The sequence below is a fragment of the Arthrobacter methylotrophus genome (genome assembly GCF_039539965.1).
Lineage (GTDB): Bacteria > Actinomycetota > Actinomycetes > Actinomycetales > Micrococcaceae > Arthrobacter > Arthrobacter methylotrophus.
Genome location: NZ_BAABED010000001.1, coordinates 2,047,721 through 2,060,706 on the forward strand (window position 1 = coordinate 2,047,721; position 12,986 = coordinate 2,060,706).

The following is a 12,986-nucleotide window of genomic DNA, read 5'->3' on the forward strand; positions in this document are numbered from 1 at the left end:
CGAGCACCACAAGTGGCCCGGAGCAGTCAAGATTGTCGTCCTATAATGGATAGTCGCGCCTGAATGCCAGCCACGCTGCCGCTCCGGCCCACTGACCGCTCCATCAAGGAAAGGCCTCTTCTTGCGTGTCCTGACGATCATCCCCACGTACAACGAGCTGGAATCGCTGCCCAAGACCCTCGGACGGCTGCGGGTGGCTGTGCCCGCCTCCGACGTCCTGGTGGTCGACGACAACAGCCCTGACGGCACGGGACAACTCGCCGACAGTATCGCGGCCGAGGACAGCCAAGTCCACGTCCTGCACCGAAAGGGCAAGGAAGGCCTCGGGGCGGCGTACGTTGCCGGCTTCAAATGGGGCATGGCCGCGGGTTACGACGTCCTTGTCGAGATGGATGCCGATGGTTCGCACCAGCCCGAGCAGTTGCCGTTGCTGCTCGATGCAATCAACGACGGAGCCGACCTCGCCATGGGCTCACGATGGGTTCCCGGTGGAGGCACCGTCAACTGGCCTCTCTACCGCCAAGCAATTTCGCGCACGGGCAGCACGTATGCGCGGATCATGCTTGGCCTGAAGATCAAGGACATCACCGGCGGTTACCGCGCGTTCCGTCGCAGTACCCTGGAGGCGCTCAAGCTGGACCAAGTCGAATCGGTCGGATACGGATTCCAGGTTGATCTGGCGTGGCGGGTTGCCAAACTCGGTCTGAAGATCGTCGAGCGTCCCATTACTTTCGTGGAGCGCGAACTCGGTGCTTCGAAGATGAGTGGCAACATTGTTGTTGAGGCCATGATCAACGTCACCAAGTGGGGGATGGCCTCCCGTTGGGCCGCACTGACCCGGAAGAAGACCCCGGTGTCAAAGTAGACCATGGCAGACAAAGGCCGGGTCCGCGCTCTGCGAAGTGAACTGGTCCCCGAAAGTTGGACTGGCTAAGTAAGATCCTAAGCCGCGAGGGCCTGGGAACGGTATTGCGCCGGGCTCAGGCCCTCGAGCTTTGTCGAGATCCGTTCGGTGTTGTACCAGCGGATGTACTCGTGCAGTGCCGCTGTCAGTGCGTCGGTGCTGATGAACCGGACACGATGGAAGAGTTCTTCTTTGAGATGACCGAAGAAGTTTTCCATCACGGCATTGTCGTAGCATTTGGCCTTGCGTGACATTGATTGGACCGCTCCGGCAACGCTGAGGAGAGTCCGCCAGGAGTGATGCTGGTACTGGAATCCCTGGTCGGAATGCACCAGCGGTTTCTCACCGTCCTTGAGGGTCGTCAGCGCCTTACTCAGCGATGTGTTGGTGAGCTCCAGGTTCGGCGAGATGCCGAGGGTGTACGAGATGATCTGCCGGTCGAAGAGGTCCATGACCGGTGAGAGGTAGAGCTTGCGATCGCCGACGCTGAATTCGGTCACGTCCGTCACCCACTTCTGGTTCGGGGCGGTCGCTTCGAAATCCCGGTTGAGCACGTTCGGAGCGACGGCGCCTTGTTCGCCGCGGTAGGAGTTGTAGCGCTTCTTCCGCCGGACCTTGCAGACCAGCCCGAGTGTCCGCATCAGCTTCAGCACGGTCTTCTTCGCGGTCCTCCAGCCTTGCCTGGCCAGCTCGATGTGGACGCGTCGGTGCCCGTACCTGCCATGGTTCTTCTTAAAGATCTCCGTGACCGCGCTCTTGAGAGCCTCTTGCGGATCGGGGGCCTGGAGCCGGGCCTGGTGATAGAAGAACGTCGAGCGGGCAATGCCAGCGATGTCCAGGAGCAATTCCAGGCGGTGTTGGGCCTTGAGAGCGATGACGGCGCGGACCTTTACCGCGGATCCTCGTCCCTCAAGGCCTGCACTTTTCCCAGGAACGCCACCTCTGCCCGCAAGCGCTCGTTCTCACGGCGCAACCTTTGCAGTTCTGACTCAGGCTGCGACGGCGCCTCGAAAGGCGACTTCGGGCGGCCCCTGGGCTTCGGACGCAGTCCGTCTTCGCCTTCATTCCGATACAGGCTTGCCCACTTCTTGATCAGAAGCGGGGACGACAGCTGGAACTCCTGCGCCAAGGCCACCTGGGTCTCTCCAGCCAGAAACCGCTGCACAACAGCGAGTTTGAACTCAAACGAAAACTGCCGCTTGGTTGGCTTGGCCACTAGCGTTGTACCTCCGCGAACTCTCCACCGGTCATATAACCGGCCTATGGCCCGCTTGCTCACCCCGAGCTTTGTGGCAACGGACTTCGCGCCCCAACCGGTCTCAAACAACGCTACCGCGGCCGCGCGCTGCTCCTCGGACAACGAACTGCTTTTTAACATGAAACTGCTCCCCGTAAGTCAGAACTGAATTCTCAGTCCAACTTTCGGGGAGCAGTTCAAAGAGCATGGACCCGGCCTTTGTCTCGGGACTGTGCCCCGAACTTTGCCGTTAAGCCGAGCGGCGTTCCCCACGACGTTCGCGCAGGATGTTCAGGCGGTCCTCGAGGATCTGCTCGAGCTCGGGGAGGCTGCGGCGTTCCAGCAGCATGTCCCAGTGCGTGCGGACGGCCTTTTCATTGGTGTCAATGGGGCGTTCGCCATCAACCAGGAGCGCTTCCTTGCCGGTCTTGGAAACCCAAACAGGGGGAATCTCCGCTTCGGACGAGAAGGTAACGAAGACCTGCTCTCCGTCTGCGCAACGGTATTCGACCCGCTGGCGCGGTGCCGGCTCCACACCGGATTCGGTTTCCATGCTCTGGGCGCCAAGACGCATGCCCCGCAGGCTGCGATCGCTCATGATTACTCCCTCTGTCTGTTCACGGAGCGAGGCTCCGCGCTAGCCGGGCGCCGTATCCACGCCGCCCGGGCTACTGAATGCACACGTTGCATCACTAGATGAAACGCGTGGCCAAGCGTTAATGTTCCGTTCGGACTGAACCGACCGGACAAATACACCATTATACGCGGATCGAAGCGCGGAGGACAAAGTGAGAGGGCTTGGACCGTTTGTGGTTACGCTGGCGGTTCCTGAGTTGGCGGCGTCGATTCAGCATGTCCGGAACCCGCGGCCGTCGTAGTCGCCGGCGCGCCAACACCGGCTGGCGGCTTCGCGGAATCGCTGAACAAGTCCGCGACGCCGCTCCCACCGTTGACGCCTCCCAGTGCGCCGCCAATCCCCTTGAGCGCCTCACCGACCTCGCTGGGGATGATCCACAGTTTGTTGGACGATCCTTCCGCAATCTTAGGCAAGGTCTGAAGGTACTGGTATGCGAGCAGCTTTTGATCGGGATTGCCCTTGTGGATGGCGTCGAAGACTTTTTGAATAGCCTGTGCTTCACCATCGGCACGGAGAATAGCCGCCTTTGCGTCCCCCTCTGCGGCAAGGATTGCAGCCTGTCGCTGGCCTTCGGCCGTGAGGATCTGCGACTGCTTGGTACCTTCCGCCGTCAGAATGGCAGCTCGCCGGTCGCGTTCGGCCCGCATCTGCTTCTCCATCGAATCCTGGATGGAGTGGGGCGGATCAATGGCTTTGAGCTCCACGCGCGAAACCCGAATTCCCCAGCGTCCCGTGGCCTCGTCCAAGACGCCGCGAAGCTGACCATTGATCTGGTCGCGGGAAGTGAGCGCTTCTTCGAGATTCAGGCCACCCACCACGTTGCGGAGGGTCGTGGTGGTCAACTGCTCAACAGCTTGAATGTAGTTGGCGATCTCATACGTCGCCGCCCGCGGATCCGTCACCTGAAAGTAGACCACGGTGTCGATCGAGACCACCAGGTTGTCCTCGGTGATGACCGGCTGTGGCGGGAAGGAGACCACTTGTTCGCGAAGATCCAGCAGCGGCAACAGGCGGTCGACGAACGGGATCAGGATGGTAAGCCCGGGTTGAGGGTTCTCTGGTACTTACCCAGACGTTCTACGACGCCTGCGCGCGCTTGCGGAATGATCCTGATCGAGCGGACCAACACAATAATCACAAATATGACGAGAACTAGCAGCACAATCGCGGCTGCGGTTCCTCCCAAGCTATCCATACAGCTCCTTCATTCCCCAGTGACGCATTTTAGTGGACTTGAGTGGCAGCGCGGCGATTACTCTTCGGCGGAGGTAACGACCGCCGTCGCGCCGTCAATTTTGGTGACCTGCACTGTCTGGCCGGCGTCGATGATTCCCGCGGCGCTGCGGGCGGTCCACACGTCACCGCCGATCTTCACCAGTCCTCCGGTCGCCGTGACGGGCTCCATGACGAGCGCCGACTGGCCGATCAGGCGGTCCACGTTGGTTCGTTGCTCGGCGGGCCCCTTCCGCAAATGTTTCAGGGCGATGGGGCGAACGAAGGCGATCATCAGTAGTGACACGACGCACAGGACAACGATCTGCAACCACAGATCGGCTCCGGCGAAGTCAGCGACAAGGGCAGCGAGCGCCCCGCCTCCGAGCATGATGAAAAAGAAGCTAAGCGTCAGCATTTCCACGACGGCAAATGCGAGGAAAACTGTGAGCCAGAGAGCCCACCAGTTGCTGCCAAGCCATTCAAACATCGTTCCCCCTGTTTCCGGACTTCCGGCGGCAGCCGGCCTGATCCGGACTGCAGCGTCGGCAAGATCACAGTCGCTATTTTTCCATCCTAGCCCGGTGTGCAGTTTCGCGTTAGGAGCCGCTTTCGGGGGAAGTGAGGACGGTGAGGCTGAACTTCGCCGTGGCATGAACCGACGGTTCCGCCGCCGTCGAGGCGATGAGGGACGAGCGCTCAAGATGGTGGCCTGCGGGTCCCATGAAGGCGACATCGGCGATGTCCCGTCCATTGAGAACCAGGTCCAGATCGAGCTGACGGGATTCGCCGGGAACCAAGAGTCCCTGCATGGATTCGGCCAGACGTTCGTCCTTGCCCGGCTCAATGCCTAACATTCCAGTCCGTTCTGCAATCTCCGCAAGGTGTCCGGTGCGGGGAGTCACGATGATTAGCCGGCCGCCCGGCCGCAACACGCGGGCGAACTCCGGCGGATTCCGGGGCGCAAAGACCACGATGACGGCATCCGCGGAACGGTCGGCGAGCGGCAAGGGACGCCAGATGTCCCACACCAGGTTGATGGCGCCGGGATTCAGCCGTGCTGCCCGGCGGAGGGCAAACTTCGAGATATCTATACCAATGGCTGCCGCGGGAGTACGGTCCAACACCGTGCGCAGATAGTGGCCGGTGCCGGTACCCGAATCCAGGACGAGGGAGCCCGGCGCGGACAGGACCGGTGCTGCCAACTCCGCGATGGCTTCAGCCAGGGGAGCGTAGTGGCCGGCAGCCAGGAAGTCATTGCGAGCAGCCACCATCTCTGCCGTGTCTGCTTCGAAAACGGTGCCCTTGCCTGTCAGCAGGTTGAAGTAGCCCTGCTTGGCGGCGTCGAAACCGTGGCCGGCGGCGCAAATCAACGAAAAAGGCGCTTCCGGGCTCAGCGCGAAAGTACCCTGGCAGACCGGGCAGCGCAGGGAAGGGACGGCATCGGAAAGCATATCGACAATCCTACGGTGGCCGGAGTGGCACGTATCGTTGTGCCCGGACGGCCGCTAGGCTCACCAGCGTGAAAGCCGAACAACTCCCGCTGCTGAACTCTGTCTCTTCCCCTGCCGCCCATCCCGATGGCACCCGTGCTGTCGTGTCGGTTACCCGGCCCGATTTTGACGCCGACGCCTACGTTGGACAACTTTGGAGCGTTCCTTTCGACCCAGCGATGCTGCCACGCCGGATCACCCGCGGATTCAGGGACACCGCGCCTGCCTTCTCGCCTGACGGCAGGGCATTGGCGTTCCTCCGGGCGACAGCGGACGGCAAGCCGCAACTGCATGTCGTGGAAGCCGACGGCGGGGAGCCGCAGGCTCTTACAGAGCAGAAATTAGGAGTTTCGGAATTTTCCTGGGCGCCCGATTCGAGCAGGATCGTGTTCTCCTCGCGGGTTCCCGAAGAAGGCCGTTACGGAACGGTCGACGGAGTCGGGGCGGGTAACGAGGACCCCCGGATGATCACCGACAAGCAATACAGGCTCAACGGGCTGGGCTATACGGCGGACAAGCCCGCCCAACTGTTCGCCGTCGACGTCCCGGAGCTTGGGGCGGAACCGGCAGTGGTTCCCGTGGGGCGGGCTGCGAAAGAACGCGGAGCTGATGCGTTCAGCTTGCTGCCAACGCCGGTGCAGTTGACGTTCGGTAAAGCCGACCACACCTCACCCTCGTTCAGCCGGGACGGCGGGAGCGTCTACTTTGTCGCGTCGCTCCACGAAGGGCACGACGCCGATATCGCCTCGGGGATCTATCGGGTCCCGGCCGCGGGTGGCGAGTTCACGGCCGTGCGTCCTGACGCTGCACCCCAGTCCGTCCACGAGGTCTGCGAATCCGGAAGCGGCGAATGGCTGTTCTTTACGGCGCAGGACCTCGGCGACGACGGACTGGACTTCGTGGCCAGGAACACGGCACTGTATGCAATTCCCGTCCGCGGCGGTGAGGCCTCGATGCTCAGCGACGTCGAAAACCAGGACCTTTCCGGCCGCCTCGTACCCTTCGGGCTGGACGGCATGCTTGCGCTCAACCCCAGCCGTGGCAGCGTGCAGCTGATCAAATGGACGGCCGACGGCGAGAGCAAGGTCCTGCTCGAGGGGCCGCGAGTGGCATCGGGTGTCTCGATGGTGGGAGACACCGTGGCCGTCAGTGTCAGCGACGCTTCCAGCAACGGCGAGCTCGGCGTGCTGGAACAGGGCGGGCTGCGCTTGCTCACCGATTTTTCCAGCGCGCTCAGGGCTGAAGCAACCATTCTCGAACCCCGGGAATTCACCGCCAACGGCAAGGATGGCTATCCGGTCCATGGTTGGGCGGTCCTGCCTGAGGGCTCCGGCCCCCACCCGGTGTTGCTCACCATCCACGGCGGTCCCTTCTCGCAATACACGGTTGCCTTCTTCGACGAAGCCCAGGTCTACGCCACGGCCGGATACGCCGTGCTGATGTGCAACCCCCGCGGATCGGCCGGATACGGCCAGGCCCACGGTGGCGCCATCAAGGAAAAGATGGGGACCGTCGACATGGCGGACGTCCTGAGCTTCCTGGACGGTGCACTGCACGCTTTTCCGACGATGGACAAAGACGCGATCGGGATCATGGGAGGGTCCTACGGCGGATATCTGACCGCTTGGATCATCGGACATGAACACCGCTTCAAGGCGGCGATTGTGGAACGCGGATTCCTTGATCCCGTGAGTTTCGTCGGCTCCTCGGATATCGGCTGGTTCTTCGGCGGCCAATACACGGGTGGCTCACCCGAGGAGATGGCAGCCCAAAGCCCCATGGCCGTCGTGAATTCCGTTCGAACGCCCACTCTGGTGATCCACAGCGAAAACGACCTCAGATGCCCGGTTGAACAGGGCCAGCGCTACTTCACCGCGCTCAAGGCACAGGGTGTGGACACGGCATTGCTCCTCTTCCCAGGAGAGGACCACGAGCTTTCACGCTCCGGTGCCCCACATCACCGGCGTCAACGCTTCGAACAGGTTCTCGCGTGGTGGGCAAAGCACTTGCCGTCAGCCGCGAACCCCGAAGTTTGAACTCCACGGCTAAGGGTTGAGGAATCCCAGCCCGTGGCGTGCCTCGTCGATTCCGGGGTACGCCCAATGGGCGGTGTATTCCGCATCGTTGGCCAAGGAACGCAGCTCGGCCCTGTCCAGATAGAGTCCTCCGTTCAAGTGGTCCGTCTCGTGCTGGACTATCCGGGCCTGCCATCCGGAGAATTCGGCCGAGGCGGCACTCCCATCGGGACGCTGGTAGTGCAGATGAACATCGCGGTGCCGCGAAACCACAGCCTGGAATCCACGCATCGACAGGCATCCTTCATAGAAGGACGCGGTAGACGTTCCCTGAGGCTGGTATCTGGGATTAAGGATCGCGAAGAAGCTCAAGGGCGTCCTCTGCCGGATCTCCGATGCAATCGGATCGATATCGAAATGGTCCTCGAGCACAGCCAGCTGCAAGGGAATGCCGAGCTGCGGTGCTGCGAGTCCCACGCCTGGGGCGGCATGCATGACATCCCGCATGCGTTCGATGAGCTGCGCCAGTTCGGTGTCCTTTAGCTGGCCATCATAAGGCGCGGCGTGTTGCCGTAACACGGGATGGCCGACTTGCACGATAGGCGGGAGGCCGTCGAGACCGAGGAGCTCCTGAACCGCGGTGCGGATCTCGGCGGCGGTAAACGGCGTATCCGGGCCGGCAGTCAAGGGGCGGGTCTCAAAGTCCATGGATTGAGCTTAGTGGGATGGCCCGCCAACCGTCCGGGCAACCCATCAGGGCTCCGGCGTCCGACCCGCTCGCGGTTGGGCGGAGATCAGTGCCTAGTGCATCGTGAATCGTCGGACCACCAGCTCCGAGAACAGCGGAAAGGTGATGGCACGGCCGATCAGCGCGTTGCGTGCGCTGAGGATCTTCGGGGGAAGGGGACGGCCCAGCGCCATGTTCAGGCTGGCCTGCCAGATGGCTTTCTTTGCGGCGCGCTGCCTGTCCCGTTCGAAGTCCGCGAGTTCCTTGGCAGCCGGACTTCTTGCTGCTGTGCGCAAGGCATCGCTGATTATGGGCGCCAAGGCAGCCGCATCCAACCAGCCCAGGTTCATCCCTTGGCCGCCGATCGGGCTGATCTCGTGTGCGGCGTCGCCGAGCAGGGAAATTCGTCCGTGAACCATTCGGGAGACCAGGCGTGAGGTGACACCGAATGCGCTGATCATCGTATTGCTTGCGGAGTCCACCGCGCTCCCGGTCCGTTTCTTGATGAGGGCGGCGAGCGTATGCGGAGTGGGTTCCGCACACGGGGCGCCGAGCCGGACTACCCACCGGCGGATTCCGCCCGGCAGCGGAAATGACTCCACAATTCCGCCCGGCTCGAGGAATAGGACGGCCTTGTTGCCGTACGTCGATTCGTCCAGGAAGTCGCCCATCACGTAGTAGTCGGGATAGGTGCGCAGCCGTGGCTCCAGTCCCAGCCCCCCGCGCACGACGGAATGGACACCGTCGGCTGCAATGACGAAGCGGCCCGAAAACTCCACCGCGCTACCGTCTTGCTGTCCACGCACACGCAGGCACCCGTCGTCGTCGACGACTTCCTCAACGTGCACCCCGCGACGAAGCGCAGCAGGATCGAGGGCCTGCACCCTGGACTCAAGAGTCCGGGTGGTGAGATATTGCGGAACGGAAAGGATGAAGGGGTACTCAGCCGAGGGGCGGGCGAAGTCCATGTCGGCTACTCTTCGGCCGCCGCTGTATGCGGCACCGTGGGTGATCCGGATGCCGGAGGAGACCAGCGTGTGCGCGGCACCTACGGCGTCGAGGGCCGCGAGTGCGGGGGGATGGATTCCGATGGCGCGGGATTGGCGGCTCGTTGTCACGTGTCGCTCCAGAACTGCAACCCGGTGCCCGAGTTGCAGCAGCAGGGCAGCGATATAGAGCCCGACCGGCCCTGCACCGACCACCACGACGTCAAACATCGGGAGCCTCGTCCGGCCGGTAGATCAGCAAGTTATGCCACATGCCGCTGGGTTCTACCATCCAGACGGGGGGAGTGGCAGCCCGGAGTTCCGCTGCTGTGTAGCTCCGCCTGATGGAGGTGAGGCCGTCACCGTGGATGTAGGAGCCAAGGCCGAGCGGCCAGAAGGCGGCCCAGAAGAGCGCGTACGCGAGGGAGCTGCGCGTCAGGTCGTTGTGCAGGGCAAGCTGTCGGCACAAGTGTTCGGAATCGCGAAGGAAGGAAGCGAGTTCCGGAGGGGCCAAGTGGTGCAGGACATGGTTGGAGATGATGATGTCGTAGGTGAGCCCTTCCGCTACGAGCTCCGAGCTGAACGCTCTTCGGTAGCGCACGCCCTCGACTGGCGCCGCGGAGTTCGCGAAGTGGAAGGCACGCTCGTCCGGATCGATTGCGGTGACGTCCAGCCGATAACCGTCTGCCGCCGCCCGGCGCGCAAGGCTTCGGGCGACGTCACCACCGCCGCAGCCGATGTCGAGGACCGTGGTGGGCACCGCCGTCGTGAGCAATGGCTTGATTTTGGAGCTGTACGTATTCCGCCAACCAGACACCACAGCGTTGACCAGCGCAAACCGCGAGTAACTCCTGTTCAGGCGGACGATCTCACAATCGGGGCGGTCCATGTCTTCAACGGCTGTCAGGTCCCGCGCGCCGAGAAAGCCGCCAGGGCGTGGGAAGGCGGACATCACAATGCAGGGGAAACGCGGGTGAACAGTCCCGTCTCAACCGTGAGGCCGGGCCCGAAAGCCATGGAACAGATGCGTTCTTCACGCTGTGCCGGGGTTTGTCCCAGAATGTGTTTCAGGACGAAGAGCACGGTGGCGCTGCTCATGTTGCCGTAGTTGCGGAGGACTTCGCGCGCTGGGACGAGCTGCTCTTCGGTGAGTTCAAGTTTCGATTCGACTTTGTCAAGGATGCTGCGGCCGCCGGGGTGGATGGCCCAATGGGTAATGTCCCGGTAGGGGAGTCCGGCCAAGGAGGAATCCCGTGCAAGCAGGGGTTCGAGCGCTCCGGTGATGTGCTCCTCGATGATGTGCGGCACGTATGTTCCGAGAATCATTTCGAAGCCTTCGTCACCGATGTTCCAGGCCATGGCTTCTTCGCCAACGGGTGTCAGGACTGTCTCGAAATGATCCAGCCTGATCACCGGGTCCGGCCCTTCAGGTTCGCGGGAAGTCACGACGGCGGCCGCCGCACCGTCCGCAAAGATCGCCGAACCCATGATGGTGTCCGGATCATTCGAGGTGCGGACGTGGAGAGAGCAAAGCTCCACGCAGATAACGAGGACGACTGCTGAGGGGTCAGCCTGACAGAATTGCCGGGCTGCGCGGAGAGCGGGGAACGCGGCGTAGCAGCCCATGAAACCCAGGTGATAGCGCTGCACCGCCGGGCTGAGCCCGAGTGCACGGACCACCTTGTAATCGGGTCCGGGGTTGAAGAATCCGGTACACGACACCGTGATGACGTGAGTTATGTCGAGTAAATCGATATCAGGACATTTCCCGACGGCGGCTTTGGCGGCCTCAATGAACAGCTTGGTGGCCTCGACGGCAAAGATCTCGTTGCGGACCTTGGTGCTGGGGCTCAGGACCTGGCCCGAGACGGGGTCGAAGAACGACGGATTTTCGGAATGGTTTTCTAAGGTCAGTTCGGCGACGGCGGTGAATCGGGTGTCAATGGCGGCTGAATCGAAGCAGGTCTTCACGAGCCGGGATCCGAGCCGCGTCAAGCCAGGTTGGGATGCAAAGACGTCACGTGCTTGTGGCTGTACGAGCACTGTGGGCGGTACGGCAGTTTCCAGAGACCTCACGTAGACCGGCATGCTTCATTGTTGGCGACGAATATGCCGTTGACAATGGCAAAGGGCGGAATTGTGGTCGTTTTGAACATTTGATGTTGCCGTGTGGTGTGTAATTTCGCTGAGCCGCGGGTCGAGCGGGTCGAGCGTGGAGGAACTCAGCTCGGAATCAGCTTCCTAGCGATGGCGTAGCAGGGACCTCCGGCCGTTTGGCTGGCCGCTCGTTCGGCACCGTGATCATGATGGCGATGATGGCGACCACCACCATGAGGAGGTTGAACAGGATGCCGATGGCCCCGCCGAAGCGAAGGCCAACGTTTTCCTGGTTTCCGATGAACAGTCCCCAGGACCGGATGGTGGCCGGGTCCATGGCCTGGGCGGCCACGTAGAGGGCCGCGGAGGCGGCGACGCCGATCGCGTTGCCCAGTGAGGAGGCCATCTTGTAGATGCCGGCGGCGGCACCGGCCTCGTCGTCGGGCACGTTCGAGAGGGCCGCATCCGTGGACGGTGTCGCGTAGAAGCCGAGGCCGATGCCGAACAATGTGAAACCGATGACGGCCAACACAATGTATTGCCCGATGAGGGTGAAGGTCATTGACGTCAACAGGATTCCGATGCCGGCGATCGCGCTGCCCCAGATCATGGGCCGCTTGGGCCCGAAGCGCTGTAGCAGTTTCTCCCCGACGCGGATGGTTGCCAGGATCGCCACGAGGTAGCCGAGGGTCAGCAGGCCGGACTGCAACGAGGACAAGCCTGCGGCGACCTGGACCAGGCCAAGGGCGACGATCAGTGTCCCGGCCGCGCCATTGAGCAGGAAATTCGAGAGGGTCGCGCCGGCGAACGTCGGGTTGCGGAACAGCTTTAGGTTCAGGACCGGATTGTTCCTGCTCGTCTCGATTCCGAAGAACACCAGTGCAGCCACGACCGCGACGACGAGGAGTCCGATTCCGGTCCAGCTCAGCCAGCCGATCCGAGGGCCTTGCGAGATATACACGTTCAGTGCCACGAGCGCGATGATGAGGCTCACCATGCCGCCCCAGTCGAATGATCCGCCGGCTTTCGCAGCCGACTTGGATTCCGGGGTGCCCCGTAGCAGGAATAATGCGATCACTGAGAGGACGATCGAGATCCAGAAGATGGACCGCCAGCCCAGGAATGATGTCGCCATCAGGCCACCGAAGAGGGCGCAGAAGCCGGAGCCGCCCCACGAACCGATCGACCAGAAAGACAACGCCCGCTGGCGCTCCTTCCCCTCATAGTAGTTCTTCACCAGGGCCATAGTGGACGGCATGATGCACGCTGCCGAGAGGCCTTGGACGATTCGGCCGCCCAACAGCGCTGTCGCCGTGAGGCCGCCGGCGTTCTCGGGGGTCAGGGCGATCAGGAGGGACCCGAGGATGCTCAGGTAGATGCCGATGTTCATGATCCTGACGCGCCCCAGCCGGTCCGCCAGCCCGCCGGCAACCACAATGAAAATGCCTGAGAACAGCGAGGTGATCGACACCGCGAGGTTTCCCAGGGTTCGCTCGATCCCCAGTGATCCTTGGATGCCCGGGATGACGTTGAGGAGGGTCTGCGCGAACAGCCAGAAGTTGATGACCGCCAGGACGATGCCGATCAGCCATGCATCGTTTGGCTTCCACTGGGTTTCGGTTTTTGTCGGGAACTGGGAAGTGCTCATGGTTCACGCATCCTCGGAGAGGTAGGACAG

12 protein-coding genes and 1 pseudogene are annotated in these 12,986 nt (G+C 62.3%); 2 read left to right on the forward strand and 11 right to left on the reverse strand.

Annotated features, from left to right (window positions below; translation table 11 throughout):
• The first annotated feature begins 121 nt into the window (after positions 1-121).
• A complete protein-coding gene (locus tag ABD884_RS10860) occupies positions 122-865 on the forward strand; it encodes a polyprenol monophosphomannose synthase (RefSeq protein WP_345045229.1) in 744 nt (247 codons plus the stop codon).
• Positions 866-942: 77 nt separating this feature from the next.
• Here the strand turns inward: ABD884_RS10860 and ABD884_RS10865 are convergent, their stop codons facing one another.
• The 6 genes and pseudogenes from ABD884_RS10865 to ABD884_RS10890 form a co-directional block, all read right to left on the reverse strand.
• Entirely contained in the window at positions 943-1,749 is an 807-nt protein-coding gene (locus ABD884_RS10865; protein WP_345045231.1) for an IS3 family transposase, read from the reverse strand.
• Positions 1,750-1,793: 44 nt separating this feature from the next.
• On the reverse strand, positions 1,794-2,282 hold the full coding sequence (locus tag ABD884_RS10870; protein WP_241711087.1) for a helix-turn-helix domain-containing protein: 489 nt from the start codon (positions 2,280-2,282) through the stop codon (positions 1,794-1,796).
• A 109-nt stretch (positions 2,283-2,391) separates the two neighbouring features.
• Entirely contained in the window at positions 2,392-2,739 is a 348-nt protein-coding gene (locus ABD884_RS10875) for an RNA polymerase-binding protein RbpA (protein ID WP_028267272.1), read from the reverse strand.
• 215 nt (positions 2,740-2,954) lie between these two features.
• A pseudogene (locus ABD884_RS10880) lies at positions 2,955-3,973 on the reverse strand (SPFH domain-containing protein).
• Between the two features lie 57 nt (positions 3,974-4,030).
• Positions 4,031-4,480, reverse strand: a complete 450-nt coding sequence (locus tag ABD884_RS10885) for an NfeD family protein (RefSeq protein ID WP_345045239.1) — start codon at positions 4,478-4,480, stop codon at positions 4,031-4,033.
• A gap of 109 nt (positions 4,481-4,589) precedes the next feature.
• Positions 4,590-5,444, reverse strand: coding sequence for a methyltransferase domain-containing protein (locus ABD884_RS10890; protein WP_345045243.1), 855 nt, complete (start codon positions 5,442-5,444; stop codon positions 4,590-4,592).
• A 68-nt stretch (positions 5,445-5,512) separates the two neighbouring features.
• Between ABD884_RS10890 and ABD884_RS10895 the strand changes: the two genes are divergently transcribed.
• Positions 5,513-7,519 carry a S9 family peptidase gene (locus ABD884_RS10895; RefSeq protein WP_345045248.1) on the forward strand — a complete coding sequence of 669 codons (2,007 nt, stop codon included), beginning with the start codon at positions 5,513-5,515 and terminating at the stop codon, positions 7,517-7,519.
• Between the two features lie 9 nt (positions 7,520-7,528).
• Here ABD884_RS10895 and ABD884_RS10900 read toward each other — a convergent pair whose 3' ends face one another.
• The 5 genes from ABD884_RS10900 to ABD884_RS10920 form a co-directional block, all read right to left on the reverse strand.
• Positions 7,529-8,206: a peptide deformylase gene (locus ABD884_RS10900; RefSeq protein WP_345045255.1), complete on the reverse strand. Its 678-nt coding sequence runs from the start codon at positions 8,204-8,206 to the stop codon at positions 7,529-7,531.
• 93 nt (positions 8,207-8,299) lie between these two features.
• Positions 8,300-9,442 carry an FAD-dependent oxidoreductase gene (locus tag ABD884_RS10905; protein WP_345045261.1) on the reverse strand — a complete coding sequence of 381 codons (1,143 nt, stop codon included), beginning with the start codon at positions 9,440-9,442 and terminating at the stop codon, positions 8,300-8,302.
• Positions 9,435-10,163: a class I SAM-dependent methyltransferase gene (locus ABD884_RS10910; RefSeq protein ID WP_345045265.1), complete on the reverse strand. Its 729-nt coding sequence runs from the start codon at positions 10,161-10,163 to the stop codon at positions 9,435-9,437. Before ABD884_RS10910 ends, ABD884_RS10905 begins: the two co-directional genes overlap by 8 nt.
• Entirely contained in the window at positions 10,163-11,299 is a 1,137-nt protein-coding gene (locus tag ABD884_RS10915; RefSeq protein ID WP_345045268.1) for a type III polyketide synthase, read from the reverse strand. Before ABD884_RS10915 ends, ABD884_RS10910 begins: the two co-directional genes overlap by 1 nt.
• Positions 11,300-11,444: 145 nt before the next feature.
• A complete protein-coding gene (locus ABD884_RS10920) occupies positions 11,445-12,956 on the reverse strand; it encodes an MFS transporter (RefSeq protein WP_035741951.1) in 1,512 nt (503 codons plus the stop codon).
• Positions 12,957-12,986: the final 30 nt, after the last annotated feature.

Coding starts and splice junctions, on each gene's coding strand:
- ABD884_RS10870 (WP_241711087.1), bottom strand. CDS start 2,282: ATGTTAAAAAGCAGTTCGTTGTCCGAGGAGCAGCGCGCGGCCGCGGTA.
- ABD884_RS10875 (WP_028267272.1), bottom strand. CDS start 2,739: ATGAGCGATCGCAGCCTGCGGGGCATGCGTCTTGGCGCCCAGAGCATG.
- ABD884_RS10885 (WP_345045239.1), bottom strand. CDS start 4,480: ATGTTTGAATGGCTTGGCAGCAACTGGTGGGCTCTCTGGCTCACAGTT.
- ABD884_RS10890 (WP_345045243.1), bottom strand. CDS start 5,444: ATGCTTTCCGATGCCGTCCCTTCCCTGCGCTGCCCGGTCTGCCAGGGT.
- ABD884_RS10900 (WP_345045255.1), bottom strand. CDS start 8,206: ATGGACTTTGAGACCCGCCCCTTGACTGCCGGCCCGGATACGCCGTTT.
- ABD884_RS10905 (WP_345045261.1), bottom strand. CDS start 9,442: ATGTTTGACGTCGTGGTGGTCGGTGCAGGGCCGGTCGGGCTCTATATC.
- ABD884_RS10910 (WP_345045265.1), bottom strand. CDS start 10,163: ATGTCCGCCTTCCCACGCCCTGGCGGCTTTCTCGGCGCGCGGGACCTG.
- ABD884_RS10915 (WP_345045268.1), bottom strand. CDS start 11,299: ATGCCGGTCTACGTGAGGTCTCTGGAAACTGCCGTACCGCCCACAGTG.
- ABD884_RS10920 (WP_035741951.1), bottom strand. CDS start 12,956: ATGAGCACTTCCCAGTTCCCGACAAAAACCGAAACCCAGTGGAAGCCA.